A 21,700-nucleotide genomic window follows, 5' to 3' on the forward strand; every position below is an offset into this window, starting at 1 on the left:
TACAACGTCCATCCACGAATGTCGGCCTGGGAATGCGACATCGACGACTGTGGGAAGCAGTTCGGCAGCGTCGAGGACGCCATCGTCCACCAGACGACCGAACACGAACGCCGCGAGTGTGAGGTCTGTGGGTCGGTCGTCCCCGACGGCTACTTCGCGATCCGGCACGCGTTCGACGAGCACTCGCGCGCCGAGTACGTCCGGTCGTACGACGCCGACTCGAGCGCCGTTCGCGTCCGCGAACAGGTGCGCGACGAGGTCGAGGAGGCGGCCGACCTCAAGAGCGTCGTCGACCGACTCGACGAACTCGACGGCAGCGAACTGCCCTGAACGTTCCTCGCCGCCACCGACTGCTTCCCACGCCCTCCGCGACGGGCCTTCCGTCGCCGCTCTCGACGCCGCACCAGCACCTGCCGGCGCGGTCGGTGCCCACGTCGCCGACCGGAGCGAACCGCGCCGAAGTAAAGTATTTTGAGGCGCGTGCGTGAATCTCGCACCACGGAGGGACACGATATGGATACGCTAGCGGACGTAGACGAGGTCGTCCACGAGCCGTCACGGGAGTTCGTCGAGTCGACGAACGTCTGGCAGTTCATGCAGGACCACGACATCGACGACTACGACGAACTGGTCGAACGGACCACCGACGACGTGGAGTGGTTCTGGGACGAACTCGTCGACTACCTCGACGTCGAGTTCTACGAGGACTACGACACGGTCCGCGACGACAGCGAGGGCCCGCAGTTCTCGGAGTGGTACGAAGGGGGCACCATCAACATCGCGCACAACGTCCTCGACCGCTGGGCCGACCCCGAGTCGGAGCGGCGCAACAAGGTCGCCTGCATCTGGGAGGGCGAACCCGGCGACGTCCGAGAGGTGACCTTCCACGAGCTCCACCGCGAGTCGAACCAGGTCGCCAACGCGCTCGCCGAGCGCGGCGTCGGCAAGGGCGACACCGTCGGCCTCTACATGCCGATGGTACCCGAGGTCATCTCCATCCTCTACGGCATCCTCAAGGCCGGTGCCATCGCCGTGCCCATCTTCTCCGGGTTCGGTACCGACGCCACGGCGACCCGCATCGACGACTCGGAGTGCTCGGTCCTGTTCACCGGCGACGGCTTCTACCGGCGCGGCAGCGAGATAACCCTGAAGGGAACCGCCGACGAGGCCATCGACGAGGTCGGTCACGTCGAGCACACCATCGTCTACGACCGGCTCGGCGGCAGCGAGGGCGAGGTCGAGGTTCCGTGGGACGACGAGCGAGACGAGTGGTGGTCGGAGGCGGTCAAGACCCGGGACGACGCGTTCGACACCGTCGAGATGGACGCTCGCGACGAGTCGATGCTGCTCTACTCCTCGGGAACGACGGGCAAGCCGAAGGGCATCGTCCACACCCACGCCGGCCAGCTGATGCAGTGCGCCAAGGAGCTGTACTTCGGGTTCGACCTGCAGCCGAGCGACCGCTTCTTCTGGGTGAGCGACATCGGCTGGATGATGGGGCCGTGGACGCTCATCGGCAACCACGCCTTCGGCGGCACCGTCTTCATGTACGAGGGCGCGCCGGACCACCCCGAGCCGGACCGCTTCTGGGAGATGATCGACCGCCACGGGCTGACCCAGTTCGGCATCTCGCCGACAGCCATCCGCGCGCTCCGCCAGCACGGCGACGAGTGGCTGGAGGGCCACGACCTCTCGACGCTGCGCCTGCTCGGGTCGACCGGCGAGCCGTGGGACCCCGAGTCCTGGCAGTGGTTCTACGAGAACGTCGGCGACGGGGAGGCCCCCATCATCAACATCTCCGGCGGCACCGAGATCTGCGGCTGCTTTTTGATGCCGATGCCCATCCAGTCGCTGAAGCCCTGCACGCTCGGCGGTCCCGGCCTCGGGATGGACGTCGACATCGTGGACTCGCAGGGCGAGTCCATCGCCGACACCCACGAGCGCGGCTTCCTCGTCGCCCGCGACTCCTGTCCCTCGATGACCAAGAGCCTCTGGTCGGGCGACGACCGCTACCTGAACGAGTACTGGTCCAGCTTCGAGGACCCGCCGCTGTGGGACCACGGCGACTGGGCCCAGAAGGACGAGGACGGCTTCTGGTTCCTGCACGGCCGCGCCGACGACGCCATCAACGTCGCCGGTCGCAAGGTCGGCCCCGCCGAGGTCGAGGGCGCGCTCATCGACCACGAGGCGGTCAACCAGGCCGCCGCCGTCGGCGTCCCGGACGACACGACCGGCCAGGCCGTCGTCACCTACGTCATCCTGGAGGACGACGAGGAGCCGGGCGACGACCTCCGCGACGACCTCCGCGCACAGGTCGGCGAGGAGCTCGGCAAGCCGTTCCGCCCGCGCGAGATACTGTTCGTCGACGAGTTCCCGAAGACCCAGAGCGGGAAGATAATCCGCCGCGCCATCGAGGCGACCTACACCGGCGAGGACCTCGGCGACATGTCCAGCATCGAGAACCCAGGGGCGCTCGACGAACTCGAAGAAGCCCGGTAACGACTGCGCCACTCCTTCGGTCCGTTCCTGACGGCTCCCTCGTCAGCGGCCGCACCGGCGCTCACTGTCGCCGAGGCGACTCCGCGCCGCTCAGAGCGACACGTCGTCGACCGGCAGCGTCGCCGCCTCCGGGGCGTCGCCGCCCGGTTCGACGACGGCCGCGTCGCCGACTGCCTCGTCGTCGGGCAGGAGCACCGCCGCTCCCGCCAGTAGCGGCGCGAGGACGCCGGCGGCGACGGCGCGCGGGTCCGCGAGCGGTGCGCGCACCGCCACCTCGTCGCCGACGGTGAGGTTCCAATCCGTTGCGGCGGACTCCGCGGCGGCGAGCAGGTCGGCGTGGGCGTGGTCGGCGTCGCCGGTCGTCACCGCCGGGGCGTCGGGCGACACCGGCGTCGGGGGGAACGATGGGTTCTCGCTCCAGACGCTCTCGCCGAACCAGGCGACCGCCGGGTCGTCGGACTCGGCGTCGAAGGCGACGCGCTGGCTCCCCGGCGGGAGGTCGTACGCGTCCATCTCGTCGCCGGGCGCGACCAGCACCCGGGCGGCGACGTCGAGTGGCGGGGCGAACCGGACGCGCGCCCCGAGCAGTGCAGCGCCGAAGAGAACGAGAAGTGGCTCGGGCGCGCGCGAGGGAACGACGGCGACGGTCGCTCCCGCGAGCGGTTCGTCCCGCTCCGTGACCTCGTCGGTAGAGCGGACGCCGAGCCGACGGAGGTAGTTCCCCGTCTTCCAGGTCGTGGTGCAGAAGCGGCGGTAGTCGTACTCCCGGGGCGTGTTCCCCGGAACGCGGACCGCCGGGTCGTCGGACCGGCGTTCGCGCGAAACAAGGTCGCCGAGGGTGTCCATGTGGGCGCTCCGCTCGGGGTGGAGAAAAACGCGGCGGTATCCAGGACTGCAGTCAGATCTTCTGTTCGGCGTCGTCGGCGAGTTCCTTCATGCGCTTGCCGATGCGGCCGGCCTCGCTGAACTCGTCTTCGCTCATGACGGTCGCGAGCGAGTTGCCGAGCACGAACACGGCGTGTTTGTGTTCGCTCTTCGACTTGTGGACGTGCGACGGGTCCACGTCGAGCTGGTCGTACGTGTCGAACGTTCCCTCGGGGACGTCCTCGGACTCCCGGAAGTACTCCATGATGGCGACCATCTGTTCGTGAAGTTCCAGAAGCTCGTCTTTGTGCATACGCGCGGATTGGGAACTCGGCGGTTTAAGCGTTTCCCAGAACTGTCGCGTATCGGAACGAAAGCGGTCTAGAAGACGTACTCGTCCTCGTGACCCATCATTCCCTCGTCTTCGAGGCCGGCGTCGCGCTCGTCGTCCTCCATGGGGCCGCTCGTCTTGTAGGCCTTGAGGCCGGTCGCGAGAAGGTCTTCGATGGCCTCTTCGCGGTTGACGAACTCGCCCTGTTCAACCATCTGGGCAATCTGCATCTCGAGGTGCTCCGGGACGGTGATCTCTACCTTCGGCATTGGAACAATTGTGGGCTTCGGGAGGGGTGTTCTTAAGTCTGACGGGTAGATAGCATCACGCTCGCAAAACGAATGTTTGAAATTCCGGAATAGAAGTTCCTCTGCACGGCAAGAACGTTACAGTTCGGAGAACGCTGTCCGCTCCCGTCGCAGATAAAGGTGGAAGATGTCGATGCCGTCGCTACCGGTTGAGCATCTGGTCGAGCGACTTGACGATGCTGCTGGCGCCGATTGACTCCAGTCGTTCCTCCATCCGCTTCTGGTTGAAGTAGCTGGCGAACGCGAGGATGGTCGGCGGCCAGAGGCCGACGAACAGTCCGCGCTCCTTGTCCCCCCGGACGAAGAACTGGTGCCACGCGAGCAGCACGGACATCGCCGACGCGATGATCGCCACGTCGCGCGTGGACTCCTCCGCCGCTTCCATCGTCGTACTCTCCGGTCTGGTCGGTGTTTGCTCTGCCTCGGACATGCACACACCGATTGCGCGAGGGCGTCCTTTGTTATTCAGTCGCTACCCCGGGGAAGGGTCACGGTACGTGTGGTTGTCGCGATTACTGACGCATAAGGAGCCGTTTACGCGGCGGCTCGCAAGACGACGACGTCGCCGGCGTGGCGCGTTCTCGGCGGAACGGGTCGCCGAACCGTGTCGTCAGACATACGTGCGCGCCGTCCCACGTGTCCGCCATGAGCGTCACGGACGTCACCGACCTCCACGAGGAGTTCGACGGCGAACGGCTCCCGCCGGGACAGCGCGAGACGAGCAAGTTCCCCGTCCTCTCGAAGGGGGACACGCCGGAGTGGGACCCCGAGACGTGGGAGTTCACCGTGACCGGCGCGGTCGAGACCGACCTCGCGTTCTCCTGGGACGAGTTCACCGACCTGCCCGCCGAGCGCCAGCGCCAGGACTTCCACTGCGTGACCGGCTGGAGCAAGTTCGACTGCGAGTTCACCGGCGTCTCGTTCCGCGAACTCGCCGAGCGCGCCGGCGTACGCGACGACGCCGTCCACGTCATGTTCTCGGCACTCGACGGGTACACGACGAACCTGCCGCTGACGGACTGCATGCGCGAGGAGGTGCTGTTCGCGTGGGAGTACGACGGCGAGCCGATCCCGCGCGAACACGGCGGCCCGCTGCGGGTGGTCACGCCGCACAAGTACGCCTACAAGGGGGCGAAGTGGGTCGACGGCGTCGAGTTCCTCACCGAGCCCGAGCGGGGGTACTGGGAGCGACGGGGCTACTCCAACACCGCGAATCCGTGGAACGAGGAGCGATATAGTTAGGCTGAAGGGTCGCCACCCCCGAGTTGAACTGAAATGCCACCGCACCGCGACGGCCAGGTGTCGGCAGGGGTCAGGCTCGTGACGCGGTCCTGTCGGGTCCCGGACGTCTCGTTCCGCTCGTTTCTCGCCGGACGCGCCGCACCGCGCGTCCACTGGGCCGCGCCGGACGGGTTCGAGGTCGCCGCCACCGGGGCGGCGGCGCGCGTGACCGCGGACGGTCCCGGCCGCTTCGAGACGGTTCGCGAGGACTCGTCGGCGCTGTTCGACGCGATGGCTCCCGACGACGACGCCCCCGACGCCACGCGCCCGAGACTGTTCGGCGGGTTCGCGTTCGGAGACGACCACGACCCCGCACCGCCGTGGACGGGCTTCGCCGCCGCGGAGTTCGTCCTCCCGCGCGTCCAGTTGACCCGGACCGACAGCGACACGTGGCTCACCGTCGCTGCGGACGACGCGAACGCCGCCGCCGACCTGCTCGTGACGACCCGTGACGACCTCGCCGACATGCCCGAGATGCGACCGAGGGGCGACCCGCCCGGGGTCGAGACGACCCGTCACACCACCGCCCGCGAGGAGTGGTGTGAGCAGGTCGACCGGGTCGTCGACCGCATCCGCGAGGGCGAACTCCGGAAGGTCGTCCTCGCCACCGCGCTCGGGGTCGACCTCGCGAGTCCGGTGTCCGTCCCCGACGTGCTCGAACGGCTCCGGTCGTCGTACCCCGACTGCTATCGGTTCCTCGTCGAACCGGGCGACGACGGCGGCTTCTTCGGCGCGCCCCCCGAGCGCCTCGTCTCGCTGCGCGGCCGCACCGTCGAGACCGAGGCGCTCGCGGGGTCGGTCGGCCGCGGCGACACGCCCGAGGAGGACGACGAACTCGCAGCGGAGCTGACGGACAGCGAGAAGGTTCGCGAGGAGCACGCCCTCGTCGCCGAGACCATCCGCGACCGCCTCGCCCCGCTCGCGGAGTCGGTGACGGTCGCCGACCGCCGCCTGCGCCGCCTCTCGACCATCCAGCACCTGCAGACGCCCATCTCGGCGGAACTTGCCGGGGACGGCCACGTCCTCGACGTCGTCGAGGCGCTCCACCCGACGCCGGCGGTGGGCGGCCTCCCGCTGGGCGAGGCGCTGCGGACCATCCGCGAGACGGAGACGTTCGACCGCGGCTGGTACGCCTCGCCCGTCGGCTGGTTCGACGCCGACGGCGACGGCGAGTTCGCCGTCGCCATCCGCTCCGGCGTCGCTGCCGACGAGCGGGCGACCCTGTTCGCCGGCAACGGCATCGTCGCCGACAGCGACCCGACCGCCGAGTGGGAGGAAGTGCAGCTGAAGTACCTGCCGATACTGGACGAGCTCGAATGACGGCCCCGAACCGGAACGCGCTGTGGGCGCGAACGCTGGTCGAGGAACTCGTCGCGAGCGGCGTCGACGCGGTGTGTCTCGCGCCGGGCAGTCGGTCGACGCCGCTGACCGTGGCGTTCGCCGAGCACGACGAGGTCGAGGTGTTCTCGCACCTCGACGAACGTTCGGCCGCCTTCTTCGCGCTCGGTCGCGCCCGGCGCACCGGGACGCCGACGCCCGTCGTCTGCACCTCCGGCACCGCCGCGGCGAACTTCCACCCCGCGGTCGTCGAGGCCAGCCAGGCCCGGGTTCCGATGGTCGTGCTCACGGCCGACCGGCCGCCGGAACTGCGCGACAGCGGCGCGAACCAGACCGTCGACCAGGAGAAGCTGTACGGGGACAGCGTCCGCTGGTACGCCGATGTGGCGGAACCGGAAGCCGACGCGCGCAAGCTCCGCTCGCTGCGGACGACCGCCGCGCGCGCCGTCGCGGAGGCGACCGGGACGCCGGCCGGCCCCGTCCACCTCAACCTCCCGTTCCGCAAGCCGCTGGAACCGGTCGAGGTGCCGGACGACGTGCCAGCCGACTTCGCCGAACGCAACCCGCTCGCCGGGGAAGGGCGCGACGGGCCGTTCGTCTCCGTGGCGCAGGGCGCTCCCGCCCTCGACGCGGACGACCTGGAATCCGTGGCGGCGGCCGTCGCGGCCGCCGACCGCGGCCTGCTCGTCGCCGGCCCGTCGGACGTCCCCCCGCCCGCACCGTCACGCGACGCGCTCGCCGCGCTTTCGGAGGCGACCGGCTTCCCCGTGCTGGCGGATCCGCTGTCCGGCCACCGGTTCGGCCACGAGGAGGGCGTCGTCGGGGGCTACGACGCCTACCTCGTCCCCGGGGTGACCGACGACTGGCCCGACCCCGACGTCGTCGTCCGGTTCGGCGCGTCGCCGACCTCGAAGACGCTCCGGCAGTACCTCGAACGGACCGACGCCCGGCAGTTCCTCGTCGACCCGGCGGGCGGGTGGCGCGAGGCGACGTTCACCGCGACCGACCTCGTCGTCGCCGACCCGACCCGGTTCGCACGCGGCGTCGCCGACGCCGTCGACCGGGACGCTGGGGCCTGGGCGGACGCCAGCGGGGCAGACGCCCGCACAGACTGGCGAGCGCGCTTCGAGCGTGCGGAGGCGGCGTACTGGGACCTCGTGGACGACGTCGGGGAGTACTTCGAGGGAGCCGTCGTCGGCGCGGTCGCCGACCTGCTGCCCGACCCGGCGACGCTGTTCGTCTCCAACAGCATGCCCGTCCGGGACCTCGACCGGTTCGCCCGCCCGCGGGCGGCGGACGTGACCGCGCTGGGCAACCGGGGCGCGAGCGGCATCGACGGCATCACCAGCAGCGCGCTGGGCGCGGGCAGCGCCACCGACGACCCGCTCGTGCTCGTCACGGGCGACCTGGCGTACTACCACGACATGAACGGCCTGCTCGCGCTCGCGCGCTGCGGCGTCGACGCGACCGTCGTCGAGATCAACAACGACGGCGGCGGCATCTTCCACATGCTCCCCATCGAGGCGTTCGACCCGCCGTTCACCGAGCAGTTCCGGACGCCCCACGGTCTGGACTTCGAACCGACGGACGACCTCTACGACCTCTCCTTCGACCGCGTGGAGTCGCTGCCGGCGCTCCGGGAGGCGGTCGAGGCGTCGGTCGAATCGTCGGGAACGCAGGTCGTCGAGGTGGTCACCGACGCCGAGGCCAGCCACCGGACGCGGGAGCGACTGCAGGAGCGCGCCGTCGAACGCGTCGCTGGCGACTGATCTGCAGAAACGGCTTTTGAACCGCTCTACTGGTGAGGAAGCCCAGCCGTCGTGGCTGCATACGCGGCGCGTATCGGTCACCGGACCACGGTCACCGTCACCGGTGCTTCGCTAACGACCTTCGTTGCTACTGTCCCGAGAAGGCGTGCGACCAGGCCGTCGTTCTCGCCCCCGTGGCCACCCATGACGACGTGGTCCACGTCGGTTTCGTCGACATACGCGACGATAACGTCGGCCGGGTCTCCGGTCTCGATTACGGTCTCGACATCCTGCCCGTATTCCGCGGCCTCCTCGTACGCCGCCTCGACCAACTCCTCGGCCCTCTCCTCGGCTTCGGTGATCCGCTCGTCTCTGCGCTCCCGAACGCCACCCTCGCTCATCCCGCTCCCGATCGGCGTGACGACGTTGAGGACCGTGACCTGGCAGTCGTAGGTCTCCAGGGCGTGGCGGAGTGCCTGGTCCGCGAGTGGCGAGCCATCGAGCGGGACGAGGACGTGTTCGGGTGCCATAGCGGAAGGTGGTAGTCCAGCCTCAAAAACACCACACCGACCTCCGAACTCTGTATTCAGCAGCCGACTTCTATCAGTCGAGGAGGGTTCGACAGAGCGGAAGAAACGGCGTTCGGACGGTGAACGACGAGGTTCAGACGGTCTCTAGACCAGGCTCCGGCCGTCGAACTCGTGGTCGGGGTAGTCCATCTCCATCAGGTCGAGGATGGTCGGCGCGATGTCGAACAGGTCGACGTCGTCGCCGACGGTGACGTCGGGGTCGTCGACGAACAGGGAGGCGTTGTCGAAGCTGTGCATGCCGTTGCGCGGACCGGTGCCGAACACGTCGTCGTGACCCTTGAACCCGGCCTTCAGGTCGAAGCCGTAGTTCGGGATGGCGACGAGGTCGGGCGCGATGTCCTCGTGGTCGCCTTCGAACGCATCCTCCTTCTCGACGACGCGGGCGCAGACCTTCTTGCCGTTCGGCCCTTCGAGGTCTTCGAGCGCCTCCTTCAGTTCGGCGCGCTTCGCCTCGTACTCCTCCTCGGGGACGCTGCCGCGCGGTTCGCGCCCCTCGAGGTTGATGTAGAAGCGACCGGGGATGAGCGAGTAGGCCTCGGTGTCGTCGCTGATGTCGCCCAGCTCCTCGTGGTCGTCGTCCTCGTAGGAGAGCCACCCCTCGTCGGCGAGCCACTGGTTGAAGTGGACCTCGTAGTCGAGGCTGGTGAAGCCGTGGTCGCTGGCGACGACCATCGTCACGTCGTCGGCGAGCATCGAGCGGAGTTCGCCGAGGTAGCGGTCGACCTTGCGGTAGAAGTCGACGAACTCCTCCTTGTAGTCGCCGTCCTCCTCGTAGTGTTTGAACAGGAAGTGGTTGACCCGGTCGGTCGTCATGAAGACGCCGAAGAAGAGGTCCCAGTCGTCCTCCTGGACGTAGTGCTTGAACGCCTCGAAGCGGGCGTCGAGCGTCTCGTGGGCGTTCTCGATGAACTCTGCCTTGTCCTCGTCGTGGCCGAGTTTCGCGTCGGCGTCGATGCGGTAGTCGATGGAGTCGAGGTAGTTCTCCAGGTCCGTCGGGTGGGCGGCCTTGTCGACGCCGGGGGAGAGGAAGCCGGAGACCATCCGCTGGACGTTGCGCTGCGGCGGGAACGTGACGGGGACGTTCATCACCGTGGCCTTGCGGCCGGCGTCGGTCACGCGGTCCCAGATGCGGGTCGCCTGGACGTCGCGGCCCATCGGGACGTACGTGTCGTACGACCCGATCTCGCGGTCCTGGAAGCCGTAGACGCCGGTCTCACCGGGGTTGGCGCCCGTCGTGAGCGCCGGCCAGCAGGCCGACGACTCCGGGGGGACGATGCTGTCGATCGGGCCGGCGCTGCCCTCGTTGGCCAGTGCGGCGAGGTTCTCGAACTCGGAGGCGTTCTCCTTCAGGAAGCTGTACGGCACACCGTCGATACCGAAGAAGGCGACTCGGGGTTCGTCGCCGCCGGTCAGCCGGTCGAACAGACCCATAGGCCGCCCTATCACGGGCGTACACAAGTACTTTCTTTTCCGCCGCAAGGCTTCACGAAGGTGGTACACGACCCGCTACGCGGGTGACGACGGTCGTCTGGCGTCATCCGCCCAGAAACATGTGGCCGACTGCCCACCTCAGGACTGCTCGAACGCGGAGAACAGCGCCTTCCGCGTGCTGGCGTCGATGAGCGAGTCGAGGGTCCGCTCGTGCTCGCCCTCGACGCGGGCGAAGATACCCAGCGGCACCCGCGCCGTCGCGGCGTCGGCGTTTCCGCCCGTCGTCTCGCTGGCGTCGAACGCCTCGTCCAGGATGTCGACCGCGTTCACCCGGACGTCCTCCGCGCGGCAGGAGACGACGATGGTCTCCTCGTGGATGCCGAACACGGCCGCCGTCGAGACGCCCTCCAGTCGCAGCAGCGAGTCCGAGGCCTCCTCCAGGGCGCTGACCGAGGGAACGGCGCCCACGTTCGTCACCGCCAGGCTGGCCCGTCGCTCGCGGTTGGCGATGGCGTCGCCGAGCACGTCGAAGGTGTCGCCGCTGACGCCCGGCGAGCGGAGGTCCTCGATGCGGCCCAGGTCGGCGTACGTGTGGAGGAAGCCGGCGGCGTCGTAGTCGTTGGTTCCGCTCGCGCGCCGGAACTCACGGGTGCCCGCCCGGATGCCGTACAGCAACGCGGTGGCGACGCGCTGGTCGGGGACGAGGCCGGACTCCCGGACCAGTTCGGTCACCGTCGTCGAGGTGGAACCGTCGTCGGCCCGGGTGATGGTGAGGATGTTCTCCTCCGCCGTCGGTCGGTGGCGGATGACGGCGACGACCGGGGGGTTGTTCGACAGCCGCGGCACTGCACCCCCGCCGCCGACCGCGACGGCGGCGTCGCAGTCGACACCTTCCGTGCCGTCGTCGATGACGGTCAGGTCGACGTCGAAGATGTTGCAGAACGCCTTGCCGTCCTCCTCGGTCACTTCGCCCTCCGCGAGGACGCGGGCGGCGACGCCCCACTCCTTGCAGAGCGCCTGGAGGCCGACGGCCGCCGCGAGCGCGTCGATGCTCGCCCCCTCGGGGACGACGAGGGCGACGCGGTTCTGTCCCGCGACGGTGTTCTGGAGCGACACGACCGGTGACGTTTCCTCCGTCGTGTCAGTTCGGCGTGACCTGGCGGCGTACAGGACGACCCCGCTAGAGAGGAGGAGAACGGTTGCCGTGATAACGACAGTCGCAGTGTTCTCGACGGCGAGACCAACGGCCATTGGTATCGGTTACCCAACCCCTGGGACAAATACTTTCCGGGACCTGTGCGAGAAAATGGGATGCTTCGGAAAATGAACTGTTCGCGGAACGGTGCCTCGGTCGAGGGGTTGCGACCGTCGCCGGTCAGGCGAACTTTTCGTCGTAGAGGTCCTGTGCGTGCTCGATGGCGTCCATCGCGGCCTGCTTGTCCTCCCAGCCCAGCGTCTCGACTTCCTTGCCCTTCTCGAGGTTCTTGTAGGTCTCGAAGAACTCGTCGATCTCGTCGAGCTGCTGCTGGGGGATGTCGTCGAGGTCCTGGATGTGGTCGAAGCGCGGGTCCTCGGTCGGGACGGCGATGACCTTGTCGTCCTGCTCGCCGTCGTCGTCCATCTTCATGAGCGCGACCGGACGGGCCTCGATGACGCAGCCGGGGAACGTCTGGTCCTCGACGAGGACGAGCACGTCGAAGGGGTCCTCGTCGTCGTAGTAGGACTGCGGGATGAACCCGTAGTCGCTGGGGTAGTGAACGTTGCTGTGGAGGACGCGGTCGAGCACGACGCCGGGGACGTCCTTGTCGTACTCGTACTTGTTCCGCTCGCCTTTGAGACACTCGACGACGGCGTAGATCTCTTCGGGCGGATTCGGACCGGTCTCGAGGTCTTCCCAGAGATTGGTCATGGGTCAGTTTCGACTCCACGGGAAGACCAAAAAGTCCTTTCGGCATGGATTCAAAGGTACCAGATGCACGACCGCCCCGGAACACGCCTCCGTGCCCGCGGCGGGTTCGAACACTAAAACCGAGTGATAGCGGAGAGAAACACCAAGAAACTTGAGAAGGGTTAAATATCCCGGTTACATATTGAGTCCTGTCAAAGCCAATGTCAGAGGCACAAACACTGAGTGAGACGAGTACAGCACGCGACCTCACTGCGTTCCAGCGGAATATCCTGATGGTGCTCACCGAGGAGTCTATGTACGGTCTCGCCATCAAGCGTGAGCTGGAGGACTACTACGACGAGGAAGTGAACCACGGTCGTCTCTACCCCAATCTGGACACGCTCGTCGAGCGTGACCTGGTCGGGAAGAGCGAACTGGACAAGCGTACCAACGAGTACGCGCTCACGGAGAAGGGCCTCGAAGCCGTCAAGGACCAGCTCAGCTGGTCGCTGTCGAAGTTCGTCACGAGCGAGGAGCGCGCGGAGCAGGTCCGCACGCTCATCGAGGAGTAGCGCCTGCCGACTCGAAGACGAGTTCGACGGACTCGTCGACCACCGCCTTCTGTTCGTCCGTCGGCCACGCGTTTCGCGGGAAGTACTCCGTGAGGAACTCCTGGACCTCGGCGTCGGTCGCCGACTCGACCGGCCGCGCGTAGTGGTTGCTCATGAAGTCGGCGAACGCCGCCGCGTTCGCGCCGTGAACGTCGCCGTGTGCGTCGCCCACGGCCGCGGCGACCGCCCGGTTGTGCTCGTCGACCTCGTCCCAGTCGTCGGGGTCGCCGGGACCGTCGAGCGGGATCTCCGCCGCCCGGTCGGTGTCGTCGACGCGCTCGACCCGGATGGTCCCGTCCTCGGTCCACTCTCCTGGGTGGAGGACGAGCACGTCCCGGGTGTCCTCGCTGCGGACGCGCGCGGTGAAGTCGTGCGGGTCGAGCAGCGACTCGCGTTCCGCCAGGTACGCCTCGCGCTCGTCGTCGTCGGTGGCGTTGCGGGCCAGTCGGGTGAGTCGTTCCGCCTCCTCGACGGTGTCGTCTGGCAGGTCAGCCATCGTCCAGAGCCTCGTTCGCTAGTTCGTCGGCGCGCTCGTTTACCTCTCGCGGTACGTGGTCGATGGACCACTCGTCGAACGCGTCGAGCAGTTCCCGGACCCGGATCCGGTGTTCGCGCAGGTCGGGGTCGTTGGCGTTCCACGCTCCCGTCACCTGCTTGACGATGAGCTGGGAGTCGCCTTTCACCTCGACGGTGTCGAAGCCGTAGTCGCGGGCGGCCTCCAGCGCCCGGGTCAGCGCCGCGTACTCCGCCTGGTTGTTGGTCGCGCGACCGATGCGCTCGCCGCCCTCGGCGGCGATGCCGTCGCTGGTGACGATGACCCAGCCGACGGCGGCCGGTCCGGGGTTGCCGCGGCTCGCGCCGTCGAAGTAGGCGTAGGCGTGTCCGCCCTCGTCCCGCAGGACGGCTTCGATGTCCTGTGGCTGTTTGCCCTGGACGACGACCTTGTCGTCGTAGGCGACCGCGACGGCGTCGCCGCGCTCGGCGCGCCAGCGCTCGTGCTCGCTGCTCCCCTCTGTGATGGTCGCGCCAGCGTCGGCGAGTCGCTCGCGCGCGTCGTCCACGTCGCACTCGATGACCGGCATCTACCGGGCTTCGGCCGTGGCGGAGTATACGTGTTCCGATGGCACGTCCGGCCCGTCGGGCCGTGGGGCCGTTTCTCGCGGGCCGTGTTAGAACGTGGCGCTATCGACCGAGGGTTTAAGTGCGTGGGTGATACTACTATAAAAGTGCGATGACACGGTCCACTCGCCAGCGGGAGCGCCAACTCGAAGGGGAGCAAACGGCGGACGAAAAAGAGGGAGAGCGGGCTTGTCCCGAGTGTGGGTCCGACAATCTCGTCAAGAGTTCTGATCGCGCGGAGCTTGTCTGTGACGACTGCGGCCTGGTCGTGGAGGAAGAACAGATCGACCCCGGGCCCGAGTGGCGCGCGTTCAACCACCAGGAGCGCCAGCAGAAGTCCCGGGTCGGCGCACCGACGACCCAGACGATGCACGACAAGGGACTGACGACCACCATCGACTGGAAGGACAAGGACGCGTACGGTCGGTCGATCTCGTCGAAGAAGCGTAGCCAGATGCATCGGCTGCGGAAGTGGCAGGAACGGATACGAACGAAGGACGCGGGCGAACGGAACCTGCAGTTCGCACTGAGCGAGATCGACCGGATGGCCTCTGCGCTCGGCGTCCCGCGGTCGGTACGCGAGGTCGCCTCCGTCATCTACCGGCGTGCCCTGAAGGAGGACCTCATCCGGGGGCGCTCCATCGAGGGCGTCGCCACGAGCGCCCTCTACGCGGCCTGCCGGAAGGAGGGCATCCCCCGAAGTCTGGAGGAGATCTCGGAGGTGTCCCGGGTCGAGCGGAAGGAGATCGGGCGAACCTATCGCTACATCTCCCAGGAACTCGGTCTGGAGATGAAACCGGTCGATCCGAAGAAGTACGTTCCGCGGTTCTGTTCTGAACTCGAACTCAGCGAAGAGGTGCAGTCGAAGGCCAACGACATCATCGAGACGACGGCCGAGGAAGGGTTGCTGTCGGGCAAGTCGCCGACGGGGTACGCGGCCGCCGCCATCTACGCGGCGTCGCTGCTCTGCAACGAGAAGAAGACCCAGCGCGAGGTCGCCGACGTCGCCCAGGTCACCGAGGTCACCATCCGCAACCGCTACCAGGAACAGATCGAAGCGATGGGTATCCACAGCTAACCCGTCCGTTCTCGTTCTCGAACGCCGGACGCGAACGGCGAGTGGCGTCCGGAAAACTCAGACCGCTCCGTATCGGCGACGAGTAGCGACCGCCGTCTCATCCGCTGGACGTGTCGCCCGTCGCGAGTGACGACGGCGGTCGAGAACGGACGGTGGTCCGCGAGTCCTCAGTACGGCTCCAGCTCGGAGAGGTCCACCGTCTCGTCGCCGGAGAGGATCTGTACGTCCGCGTCGCTACCGGTGGCCTCGACCTCGCGCTCGAAGTCCTCCGGGTCCTGCTCGATCGGCGGGAACGTGTCGTAGTGCATCGGGAACGCGACGTCAGCGTCCACCCAGTCGACGGCGACGGCAGCCTGCATCGGTCCCATCGTGAAGTGGTCGCCGATGGGAACCGCGACTGCGTCGGGTTCGAGGTACGGGCCGATCACCTCGCGCATCTCCGTCATCAGTTGCGTGTCGCCAGCGTGGTAGAACGTCTGGCTCTCCTCGTCGCTGACCTGCGTCGGCATCGCGTCGCTGACGACGAAGCCGGCGGGCATCCCGGCGTACGCCTCGTAGCCCGTCTCGATGCCGCTGGAGTGGTCGGCGCGGTGCATCGTGACGAAGGCGTCGCCGCACTCGACGGTGCCGCCGAGGTTCATGCCGACGGTGTCGTCGACGCCGTACTCGTCGGCGACGTACCCCGCCAGTTCCGGCATGGCCACCACCGTGCTGTCGGCGAACTCGCCGACGTGTGCGATGTGGTCGGCGTGCCCGTGCGTCAGGAGGACGTAGTCCGGGTCGTCGACGTCCGCCGGGTCGAGGTCCGTGTGGGGGTTGTCGAAGAACGGGTCGATGAGGAGGCTGGTGTCGTCGACCGTTACGTGCCACGTCGAGTGTCCGTGCCAGGTGAGTTCCATGGGTACGTCTCCAGGTTCTTCCCGCGCTCCCATAAATGATGGCGGCCGCAGGGCTCGCTACCGTCGACGCCGTCCGTTTTCCGCCAACCGAACCGTTTAGAGGCGGCGGGCTAACCACCTCCGTATGCGACGAGTACGATTCCGCGACCCCGCAGGCTCCGTGCGGACCGGCGAGTGGACCGACGCTGGCATCGCCTTCGGCGGCGAGACGTACGACCCCGAAGCAGTCGACGTCCTCGCGCCGTCCGACCCCTCGAAGATCGTCTGCGTCGGCCTCAACTACGCCGACCACGCCGCCGAACGGAACAAGGACGTCCCGGACCGGCCGCTGCTGTTCCTCAAGCCGCCGAACACCGTCTCGGCCCACCGGTCTACGGTCACGCTTCCCGCCGGGAAGGAGCGCATCGACCACGAGGCCGAACTGGCCGTCGTCGTCGGCGAACAGTGCCGGAACCTCGACGCCGCGGACGCGATGGACGCCGTCGCCGGGTTCACCTGTGCGAACGACCTCTCGAACCGCGACGACCAGGACCGCGAGCAGAACTGGGTCCGCGGCAAGGCGTTCGACAACTCCTGCCCGCTCGGGCCCGTGCTGGCGACCCCCGACGAGGTGCCCGACGACGCCGCCGTCCGCCTGCGCGTCAACGGCGACGTCCGCCAGAAGTCCTCCCGCGACGAGTTCATCTTCTCGGTGCCGGAACTGCTCGAAGAGATAACGGCCTACCTCACCCTCGAACCGGGCGACGTCGTCCTGACCGGTACGCCGTCAGGCGTCGGCCCGCTCGACGACGGGGACAGCGTGGCGGTCGAGGTCGAGGGCGTCGGCACGCTCACCCACGACGTCCGGATTCCGTAGTCGAGAGGATCAGACGGTCTCGGGCGTCTCGTGGAACTCCAGTTCGACCTCGCGCGGTTCCCCCTCCAGGTCGGCGACGATGCGCTGGACGACGCGCTCGGCCTCGTCTAGCACCAGTGGTCGAACCCTGCCGACGACCCAGCCGAGCGAGACGAACGCCGGCAGGTCGAGCATCCCCGAGTCGGCCGTCGACGCGTCGAACTCGATGAGGAGGTAGATGCGGGACGCCGTCTCGTGACCGTCGGGGGCCTCGTCCGGCACGTGCTCCACGTACCAGTGGCCGTGAGCGTGGAGGTCCTTGACGACCTCCCAGTCGATGCGGTGGGGCGGTTCGAGGTTCGTCACCTTCGACCGGACGGTGTAGTTGAGTTTCCACCACCGGAGGTGGATGTCGTACTCCGTCCCCGGGCCGCCGTCGCCCTGCCGTGTCACGCCGGCGAGATGCTTCGAGTAGTTCGCGTACCCCGGGAAGTCGATGAGGAACTCGTAGGCCTCCTCCGGCGGCACGTAGACGACGGTGCTGAGTTCGACGTTGTCCACGGTATTCAGTAGCGAGCGTCCGAAAATAAGTGTTCTGGCGTCCGGACCGCCACCGTCCCCGGAACGAATCGAGCAGTTTGTACCCCTCCGCCGACTACCAGACTCCATGACCGAAGCAGACGACGCAGGCGACGCCGGTCCGTCGAACGAGCGACGGTGGTCCGGCGACGTGGTGGTCGTCGGCGGCGGCGTCGCGGGCCTCTCGACGGCGCTGTTCACCGCCCGCGCCGACCTCGACACGCTCGTCCTCCAGGACGGCGTCTCCATCCTCCAGCGCAACGCCATCCTCGAGAACTTCCCGGGCTTCCCGGCTGGTATCGACCCGCGGCTGTTCTGTCTCATGCTCGAGGAGCAGGTCGAACGCGCCGGGTGCGGCCACCGTGAGTCGCGCGCGCTGGCCGTCACCCGGACCGACGACGGCTTCGCCGTCGAGACCGACGACGGCACCGTCGAGGCGACCCGCGTCGTCGCCGCCTCGTGGTCCGACACCGACTACCTCGACCCGCTCGACGTCGACCTCGTGGATTCCGGGAGTAAACGGTACGTTCCCGTCGACGACGCCGGGCGAACCGGGGTCGACGGGCTGTACGCTGCCGGACGCCTCGCCGAACGGTACCACCAGGCCATCGTCGCCGCCGGTCACGGCTCGCAGGTCGGCATCACCGTCGTCGAGGACGCCGACCCCGACTTCTACCACGACTGGGTGACGCCGGAGGGGTACTTCACCAATCGCGGCCGGGAGGTTCCGAAGGGCTGCGAGGAGATCAGCGAGGAAGAACGACGGCGTCGCGCTCGCCGCGCCCACGACCGCCTCGGAACCTACCTCGACGAGTGGGAGGACGAGACGCCCGTTCCGCACCCGAGTTTCGTGGGCGACGTCAAGGAGTAGTCGGCAGCGGATTTCGAAACGGCGACCGCGACGAGGGACGGCCGTTCCACGTTCGGGTTTCGGGTTCCACGTTCGGGTTTCGGGTCGCGTTCAGGCCTCGGGGACGTCGACGTACTCGTCGTTGACCTCCCACTCGCCGTCGCCGTTCCGGACCATGTACTCGCCGTAGTAGGGGACGCGGTTGGCGACCGTCTCGCGGAACGTCGCCCTGATCTCCTCTTTCGTCATCTCGCCCATCGACCGGAGGTCGTCGTTGCGGTTCAGACACCCCTTGAGGTATCCCTCGTGCGTGACGCGCACGCGGTGACAGTTTGCGCAGAACTCGGGGTTCTCCACGGGGTCGACGATCTCGACCATGCCGCCGTCCACCCAGTAGCGCCGCCGGCCGTGCATCTCCCGTATCTCTATCTCGTCGGCCTGCTCTTCGAGCCAGTCGTGGACCCGCTCGATGTCGATGGCCCACTCCGGGTTGCCGGTGAGCTCCGGCATGTACTCGATGAGCTGCAGGCGGAGGCCGTCGTTCTCGGCGACGTGTTCGACCATCTCCGGGACGTACCCGGCCGTCGCCTCGAACACGACCATGTTCAGCTTCACGGGGTCGAGCCCCGCCTCGACCGCCGCCTTCACCCCGGCGAGCACCTGCTCGTACGCCCCGCTCTCGGTCACCTTCGCGAAGTCGTCCGGGTCCAGCGCGTCCTGCGAGACGTTCACCCGTTCGAGCCCCGCCTCCCGGAGCGCTTCCGCGCGCCCGGGGAGGAAGGTCCCGTTCGTCGTCAGCGACACCTCCATCTCGTCGGGCGTCCGTCGGATGATCTCCTCGAGGTCCTCGCGGAGCATCGGCTCGCCGCCCGTGAACTTCACCTTCCCGACGTCGAACTCGCGCGCGATCTCGAGGAACCGGACGACGTCGTCCGCGCTCATCTCGTCGTCCTGCGGCTCCATCGGGCCGCGCGTGTCCCCCAGTCCCTCGTTGTGACAGTAGACGCAGTCGAAGTTACACCGGTCGGTCAGCGACACGCGGACCCCGGTGACCTCGCGCCCGAACGAATCTTCGAGCATTGTCAGCTACTTTCGCACGAACCTTCTTAAACTCGCTGACGGACCTGCCCCAGATGTAACCGTCTGCGGTTACGCCACGACGGGCGCGCAACTCCTGCCCGTTCCTGCTTCGGTCGGCCGTCGACTTCACGCTTCACAAGCCTTATCGACAAGTCGGTTCCTAGTCGTTGGCATGGACGAAGCCGACGTTCGCGACCGTCTTCGCGAGGTCGAGGACCCCGACCTGGGCGACGACATCGTCTCACTCGGGCTCGTGAACGACGTCACGGTCGAGGGTGAGACGGCAAGCATCTCGCTCGCGCTCGGAGCGCCGTACGCCCCCAACGAGACCCAGATCGCCGATCAGGTCCGGGAGGTGCTCGCCGAGGCGGGACTCGAGGCTGACCTCTCCGCCAGGGTCGAGGACGACGTCCCCCCGGACGAACAGATACTTCCCGGCGTGAAGAACGTCATTGCCGTCGCGTCCGGCAAGGGCGGCGTCGGCAAGAGCACGCTCGCCGTCAACATCGCCGCCGGCCTGTCCCAGCTCGGCGCGCGCGTCGGGCTGTTCGACGCGGACGTCTACGGGCCGAACGTGCCCCGGATGGTCGACGCGGACGAACACCCTCACGCAACCGAGGAGGAGAAGCTCATCCCACCAGAGAAGTACGGACTGAAGCTCATGAGCATGGCCTTCCTCGTCGGCGAGGACGACCCCGTCATCTGGCGCGGACCGATGGTCCACAAGGTGCTCACCCAGCTCTGGGAGGACGTCGAGTGGGGCCAGCTCGACTACATGGTCGTCGACCTCCCCCCGGGTACCGGCGACACGCAACTGACGCTCCTCCAGAGCGTCCCCGTCACCGGCGCTGTCATCGTCACGACGCCACAGGACGTCGCCCTCGACGACGCCCGCAAGGGACTCCGGATGTTCGGCAAGCACGACACCCCCGTCCTCGGTATCGCCGAGAACATGAGCACGTTCCGCTGCCCCGACTGCGGCAGCGAACACGACATCTTCGGCCGCGGCGGCGGCGCGGCGTTCGCCGAGGAGAACGACATGCCCTTCCTCGGCGCTATCCCCATCGACCCCTCCGTCCGCACCGGCGGCGACGAGGGCAAACCGATCGTCCTCGACGAGGACAGCGAGACCGGCGACGCGTTCCGCGTCCTCACCGAGAACGTCGCCAACAACGTCGGCGTCCTCAACCGGCGCGAGCAGGAGTGACTCATGCCCCGCGAGACGAAATCGTTCGACCCCGACCCGGAGCGCGCCGCCACGCTGCGTGACATCGCCGACGACGTCCGCGGCGACAGCAGCGAGAGCAAGCAGGTCGCCGCGCTGCTCTACCGCGTGAGCGACCTCTACGACGCCGAGGAGGAGACCACGCCGCGCGACATCTACGTCAACATGCGCGAGATTCTCCGGACGAAAGAGGAGTGACCGTCACCGTAACTTGCGTGCGAGCAACAGTGCCCCGAGCAGTCCGGCGACGACGTAGACGACCGGGACTCCCTCGACCTCGTAGCTGCTGACCTTCTCTTCGACGCTCTTGGAGTACGTCTCGTTCTCGTACGAGTAGGTGTTCTTCTCCTGCCACGGTCCGCGAACGGGTTCGTACGACTCGTTCCAGACCGTCGTATTCTCGCCCGCCCGTCCCACGAACTCGACCTGGTCGAGGGCGCCCTCCTCTCCGGAGAGGTTCTTCGTGTACAGGCGGGCCTCGCCGGCTATCCTTTCACCGCGATCGTCGAGGAGTTCGACCTTTACGGTTTTCGACTCGTGCGGTTGCACGGCAGGTACGTAGAAACTCCCGTCTGTCTCCTCGGTGTGTACCATCAGCTTGGATGCGTACAACTGGATGGATGGATTGACGATCGTGACGTACGCGACGGACGATGGTTCGTCTTCGATCGTTCCCTCGGCTATTCGGACGTCTGTGATGTGGGGTTTTGGGAGACTAGTGTTCGAGGCGTCGATTTCTCTCGTGAAATTGAATTGAGTCGCATTACCGTAGGTCGACACGGTGACCGTGTGGTTGTCCTTCAGGACGTCGAGATGGCGGGATACGTTGATTGTCTTCGTCCATCGCTCATCCGCGGATAGGTTGTACGATACAGCAGCGACCCGCCGATCGTCTATTCCCACCACCAATCTATCATTTTGTATGTCTTGATGGGATGGATTCTGTACAAACAATAGTAGTTTGTTCGCCTTAGTGTCAATACTAGTGGTGATGCAGGATCCCCATTCTGATTTAATAGTTGTATTATCTTCAGAATTTACTACGCAACTCCCTTCTTTGCTTTTCTCATCTGCAAGTCCAACTGTTGTACCCGTGATAACCAAATAGAGGACGACCAAACTCAGTATCTCACCCTTCATACTATA

25 protein-coding genes are annotated in these 21,700 nt (G+C 67.2%); 11 read left to right on the top strand and 14 right to left on the bottom strand.

Annotation, left to right across the window (positions count from 1 at the left end; all coding sequences use genetic code 11):
• Positions 1–18 precede the first annotated feature (18 nt).
• Complete coding sequence (locus tag NKT36_RS12990; protein ID WP_327051476.1) at positions 19–330, top strand: DUF7565 family protein; 312 nt, start codon at positions 19–21, stop codon at positions 328–330.
• Positions 331–513: 183 nt separating this feature from the next.
• Positions 514–2,499 (top strand): AMP-binding protein, encoded by a 1,986-nt coding sequence (locus NKT36_RS12995; protein WP_327051478.1) that lies wholly within the window; start codon positions 514–516, stop codon positions 2,497–2,499.
• A 90-nt stretch (positions 2,500–2,589) separates the two neighbouring features.
• On the opposite strand, the gene NKT36_RS13000 is transcribed toward NKT36_RS12995, so the two are convergent.
• From NKT36_RS13000 to NKT36_RS13015, 4 genes are all read right to left on the bottom strand, one after another.
• Positions 2,590–3,345, bottom strand: coding sequence for a hypothetical protein (locus tag NKT36_RS13000; RefSeq protein WP_327051479.1), 756 nt, complete (start codon positions 3,343–3,345; stop codon positions 2,590–2,592).
• A 52-nt stretch (positions 3,346–3,397) separates the two neighbouring features.
• Positions 3,398–3,676, bottom strand: a complete 279-nt coding sequence (locus NKT36_RS13005) for a UPF0058 family protein (protein ID WP_327051480.1) — start codon at positions 3,674–3,676, stop codon at positions 3,398–3,400.
• 68 nt (positions 3,677–3,744) lie between these two features.
• The gene (locus NKT36_RS13010; protein WP_327051481.1) at positions 3,745–3,963 is read right to left on the bottom strand and encodes a ribbon-helix-helix domain-containing protein; all 219 of its coding nucleotides are present in this window, start codon (positions 3,961–3,963) and stop codon (positions 3,745–3,747) included.
• 181 nt (positions 3,964–4,144) lie between these two features.
• Complete coding sequence (locus NKT36_RS13015; protein ID WP_327051482.1) at positions 4,145–4,387, bottom strand: hypothetical protein; 243 nt, start codon at positions 4,385–4,387, stop codon at positions 4,145–4,147.
• A gap of 260 nt (positions 4,388–4,647) precedes the next feature.
• Between NKT36_RS13015 and NKT36_RS13020 the strand changes: the two genes are divergently transcribed.
• Genes NKT36_RS13020 through menD form a run of 3 tightly spaced genes read left to right on the top strand, consistent with a single transcriptional unit; the run spans position 4,648 to position 8,390 of the window.
• The gene (locus tag NKT36_RS13020; RefSeq protein WP_327051483.1) at positions 4,648–5,244 is read left to right on the top strand and encodes a sulfite oxidase-like oxidoreductase; all 597 of its coding nucleotides are present in this window, start codon (positions 4,648–4,650) and stop codon (positions 5,242–5,244) included.
• Between the two features lie 33 nt (positions 5,245–5,277).
• Entirely contained in the window at positions 5,278–6,603 is a 1,326-nt protein-coding gene (locus tag NKT36_RS13025) for an isochorismate synthase (RefSeq protein ID WP_327051484.1), read from the top strand.
• Positions 6,600–8,390, top strand: coding sequence for a 2-succinyl-5-enolpyruvyl-6-hydroxy-3-cyclohexene-1-carboxylic-acid synthase (gene menD / locus NKT36_RS13030; protein WP_327051485.1), 1,791 nt, complete (start codon positions 6,600–6,602; stop codon positions 8,388–8,390). Before NKT36_RS13025 ends, menD begins: the two co-directional genes overlap by 4 nt.
• 77 nt (positions 8,391–8,467) lie before the next feature.
• On the opposite strand, the gene NKT36_RS13035 is transcribed toward menD, so the two are convergent.
• The 4 genes from NKT36_RS13035 to NKT36_RS13050 all read right to left on the bottom strand — a co-directional run bounded on the left by NKT36_RS13035 (position 8,468) and on the right by NKT36_RS13050 (position 12,299).
• The gene (locus NKT36_RS13035; protein ID WP_327051486.1) at positions 8,468–8,899 is read right to left on the bottom strand and encodes a universal stress protein; all 432 of its coding nucleotides are present in this window, start codon (positions 8,897–8,899) and stop codon (positions 8,468–8,470) included.
• A gap of 144 nt (positions 8,900–9,043) precedes the next feature.
• The gene (locus NKT36_RS13040; RefSeq protein WP_327051487.1) at positions 9,044–10,390 is read right to left on the bottom strand and encodes an alkaline phosphatase family protein; all 1,347 of its coding nucleotides are present in this window, start codon (positions 10,388–10,390) and stop codon (positions 9,044–9,046) included.
• A 138-nt stretch (positions 10,391–10,528) separates the two neighbouring features.
• On the bottom strand, positions 10,529–11,641 hold the full coding sequence (locus NKT36_RS13045; RefSeq protein ID WP_327051488.1) for a DHH family phosphoesterase: 1,113 nt from the start codon (positions 11,639–11,641) through the stop codon (positions 10,529–10,531).
• A gap of 124 nt (positions 11,642–11,765) precedes the next feature.
• Positions 11,766–12,299, bottom strand: coding sequence for an inorganic diphosphatase (locus NKT36_RS13050; RefSeq protein WP_327051489.1), 534 nt, complete (start codon positions 12,297–12,299; stop codon positions 11,766–11,768).
• A 200-nt stretch (positions 12,300–12,499) separates the two neighbouring features.
• Here NKT36_RS13050 and NKT36_RS13055 point away from each other — a divergent pair, with 200 nt between their 5' ends.
• Entirely contained in the window at positions 12,500–12,850 is a 351-nt protein-coding gene (locus tag NKT36_RS13055) for a PadR family transcriptional regulator (RefSeq protein ID WP_327051490.1), read from the top strand.
• Here the strand turns inward: NKT36_RS13055 and NKT36_RS13060 are convergent.
• The gene (locus tag NKT36_RS13060; RefSeq protein ID WP_327051491.1) at positions 12,837–13,385 is read right to left on the bottom strand and encodes a DUF7108 family protein; all 549 of its coding nucleotides are present in this window, start codon (positions 13,383–13,385) and stop codon (positions 12,837–12,839) included. The two genes, NKT36_RS13055 and NKT36_RS13060, sit on opposite strands and share 14 nt — an antisense overlap.
• Positions 13,378–13,971 carry a ribonuclease HI gene (gene rnhA, locus NKT36_RS13065; protein WP_327051492.1) on the bottom strand — a complete coding sequence of 198 codons (594 nt, stop codon included), beginning with the start codon at positions 13,969–13,971 and terminating at the stop codon, positions 13,378–13,380. Before rnhA ends, NKT36_RS13060 begins: the two co-directional genes overlap by 8 nt.
• Positions 13,972–14,120: 149 nt before the next feature.
• Between rnhA and NKT36_RS13070 the strand changes: the two genes are divergently transcribed.
• Positions 14,121–15,086 carry a transcription initiation factor IIB gene (locus NKT36_RS13070; RefSeq protein WP_327051493.1) on the top strand — a complete coding sequence of 322 codons (966 nt, stop codon included), beginning with the start codon at positions 14,121–14,123 and terminating at the stop codon, positions 15,084–15,086.
• Positions 15,087–15,253: 167 nt separating this feature from the next.
• On the opposite strand, the gene NKT36_RS13075 is transcribed toward NKT36_RS13070, so the two are convergent.
• Entirely contained in the window at positions 15,254–15,985 is a 732-nt protein-coding gene (locus tag NKT36_RS13075; protein WP_327051494.1) for a metal-dependent hydrolase, read from the bottom strand.
• A gap of 124 nt (positions 15,986–16,109) precedes the next feature.
• Here NKT36_RS13075 and NKT36_RS13080 point away from each other — a divergent pair, with 124 nt between their 5' ends.
• On the top strand, positions 16,110–16,841 hold the full coding sequence (locus NKT36_RS13080) for a fumarylacetoacetate hydrolase family protein (protein ID WP_327051495.1): 732 nt from the start codon (positions 16,110–16,112) through the stop codon (positions 16,839–16,841).
• Between the two features lie 9 nt (positions 16,842–16,850).
• Here NKT36_RS13080 and NKT36_RS13085 read toward each other — a convergent pair whose 3' ends face one another.
• Positions 16,851–17,381 (bottom strand): SRPBCC family protein, encoded by a 531-nt coding sequence (locus NKT36_RS13085; protein WP_327051496.1) that lies wholly within the window; start codon positions 17,379–17,381, stop codon positions 16,851–16,853.
• Between the two features lie 106 nt (positions 17,382–17,487).
• On the opposite strand from NKT36_RS13085, the gene NKT36_RS13090 reads away from it, so the two are divergent.
• Positions 17,488–18,270, top strand: coding sequence for an FAD-binding protein (locus NKT36_RS13090; RefSeq protein WP_327051497.1), 783 nt, complete (start codon positions 17,488–17,490; stop codon positions 18,268–18,270).
• A gap of 90 nt (positions 18,271–18,360) precedes the next feature.
• Here NKT36_RS13090 and moaA read toward each other — a convergent pair whose 3' ends face one another.
• Positions 18,361–19,329, bottom strand: coding sequence for a GTP 3',8-cyclase MoaA (moaA, locus tag NKT36_RS13095; protein WP_327051498.1), 969 nt, complete (start codon positions 19,327–19,329; stop codon positions 18,361–18,363).
• Positions 19,330–19,501: 172 nt separating this feature from the next.
• Here moaA and NKT36_RS13100 point away from each other — a divergent pair, with 172 nt between their 5' ends.
• Both NKT36_RS13100 and NKT36_RS13105 read left to right on the top strand, forming a co-directional pair.
• Entirely contained in the window at positions 19,502–20,536 is a 1,035-nt protein-coding gene (locus tag NKT36_RS13100) for an Mrp/NBP35 family ATP-binding protein (protein WP_327051499.1), read from the top strand.
• 3 nt (positions 20,537–20,539) lie between these two features.
• A complete protein-coding gene (locus tag NKT36_RS13105; protein ID WP_327051500.1) occupies positions 20,540–20,752 on the top strand; it encodes a hypothetical protein in 213 nt (70 codons plus the stop codon).
• A 3-nt stretch (positions 20,753–20,755) separates the two neighbouring features.
• Here NKT36_RS13105 and NKT36_RS13110 read toward each other — a convergent pair whose 3' ends face one another.
• Complete coding sequence (locus NKT36_RS13110) at positions 20,756–21,694, bottom strand: hypothetical protein (protein ID WP_327051501.1); 939 nt, start codon at positions 21,692–21,694, stop codon at positions 20,756–20,758.
• Between the last annotated feature and the right edge of the window lie 6 nt (positions 21,695–21,700).

The sequence above is a fragment of the Halomicrococcus gelatinilyticus genome (assembly GCA_024227995.1).
GTDB classification, from domain to species: Archaea; Halobacteriota; Halobacteria; order Halobacteriales; family Haladaptataceae; genus Halomicrococcus; species Halomicrococcus gelatinilyticus.

What these genes read in the sequence shown, in the direction of transcription:
- moaA (WP_327051498.1), bottom strand. Translation starts at nt 19,329, where the DNA reads ATGCTCGAAGATTCGTTCGGGCGCGAGGTCACCGGGGTCCGCGTGTCG.
- NKT36_RS13070 (WP_327051493.1), top strand. Translation starts at nt 14,121, where the DNA reads ATGACACGGTCCACTCGCCAGCGGGAGCGCCAACTCGAAGGGGAGCAA.
- NKT36_RS13100 (WP_327051499.1), top strand. Translation starts at nt 19,502, where the DNA reads ATGGACGAAGCCGACGTTCGCGACCGTCTTCGCGAGGTCGAGGACCCC.
- NKT36_RS13080 (WP_327051495.1), top strand. Translation starts at nt 16,110, where the DNA reads ATGCGACGAGTACGATTCCGCGACCCCGCAGGCTCCGTGCGGACCGGC.
- NKT36_RS13010 (WP_327051481.1), bottom strand. Translation starts at nt 3,963, where the DNA reads ATGCCGAAGGTAGAGATCACCGTCCCGGAGCACCTCGAGATGCAGATT.
- NKT36_RS13110 (WP_327051501.1), bottom strand. Translation starts at nt 21,694, where the DNA reads ATGAAGGGTGAGATACTGAGTTTGGTCGTCCTCTATTTGGTTATCACG.
- NKT36_RS13015 (WP_327051482.1), bottom strand. Translation starts at nt 4,387, where the DNA reads ATGGAAGCGGCGGAGGAGTCCACGCGCGACGTGGCGATCATCGCGTCG.
- menD (WP_327051485.1), top strand. Translation starts at nt 6,600, where the DNA reads ATGACGGCCCCGAACCGGAACGCGCTGTGGGCGCGAACGCTGGTCGAG.
- rnhA (WP_327051492.1), bottom strand. Translation starts at nt 13,971, where the DNA reads ATGCCGGTCATCGAGTGCGACGTGGACGACGCGCGCGAGCGACTCGCC.
- NKT36_RS13045 (WP_327051488.1), bottom strand. Translation starts at nt 11,641, where the DNA reads ATGGCCGTTGGTCTCGCCGTCGAGAACACTGCGACTGTCGTTATCACG.
- NKT36_RS13050 (WP_327051489.1), bottom strand. Translation starts at nt 12,299, where the DNA reads ATGACCAATCTCTGGGAAGACCTCGAGACCGGTCCGAATCCGCCCGAA.
- NKT36_RS13075 (WP_327051494.1), bottom strand. Translation starts at nt 15,985, where the DNA reads ATGGAACTCACCTGGCACGGACACTCGACGTGGCACGTAACGGTCGAC.
- NKT36_RS13000 (WP_327051479.1), bottom strand. Translation starts at nt 3,345, where the DNA reads ATGGACACCCTCGGCGACCTTGTTTCGCGCGAACGCCGGTCCGACGAC.
- NKT36_RS13055 (WP_327051490.1), top strand. Translation starts at nt 12,500, where the DNA reads ATGTCAGAGGCACAAACACTGAGTGAGACGAGTACAGCACGCGACCTC.
- NKT36_RS12995 (WP_327051478.1), top strand. Translation starts at nt 514, where the DNA reads ATGGATACGCTAGCGGACGTAGACGAGGTCGTCCACGAGCCGTCACGG.
- NKT36_RS12990 (WP_327051476.1), top strand. Translation starts at nt 19, where the DNA reads ATGTCGGCCTGGGAATGCGACATCGACGACTGTGGGAAGCAGTTCGGC.
- NKT36_RS13005 (WP_327051480.1), bottom strand. Translation starts at nt 3,676, where the DNA reads ATGCACAAAGACGAGCTTCTGGAACTTCACGAACAGATGGTCGCCATC.
- NKT36_RS13060 (WP_327051491.1), bottom strand. Translation starts at nt 13,385, where the DNA reads ATGGCTGACCTGCCAGACGACACCGTCGAGGAGGCGGAACGACTCACC.
- NKT36_RS13040 (WP_327051487.1), bottom strand. Translation starts at nt 10,390, where the DNA reads ATGGGTCTGTTCGACCGGCTGACCGGCGGCGACGAACCCCGAGTCGCC.
- NKT36_RS13035 (WP_327051486.1), bottom strand. Translation starts at nt 8,899, where the DNA reads ATGGCACCCGAACACGTCCTCGTCCCGCTCGATGGCTCGCCACTCGCG.
- NKT36_RS13090 (WP_327051497.1), top strand. Translation starts at nt 17,488, where the DNA reads ATGACCGAAGCAGACGACGCAGGCGACGCCGGTCCGTCGAACGAGCGA.
- NKT36_RS13020 (WP_327051483.1), top strand. Translation starts at nt 4,648, where the DNA reads ATGAGCGTCACGGACGTCACCGACCTCCACGAGGAGTTCGACGGCGAA.
- NKT36_RS13025 (WP_327051484.1), top strand. Translation starts at nt 5,278, where the DNA reads ATGCCACCGCACCGCGACGGCCAGGTGTCGGCAGGGGTCAGGCTCGTG.
- NKT36_RS13105 (WP_327051500.1), top strand. Translation starts at nt 20,540, where the DNA reads ATGCCCCGCGAGACGAAATCGTTCGACCCCGACCCGGAGCGCGCCGCC.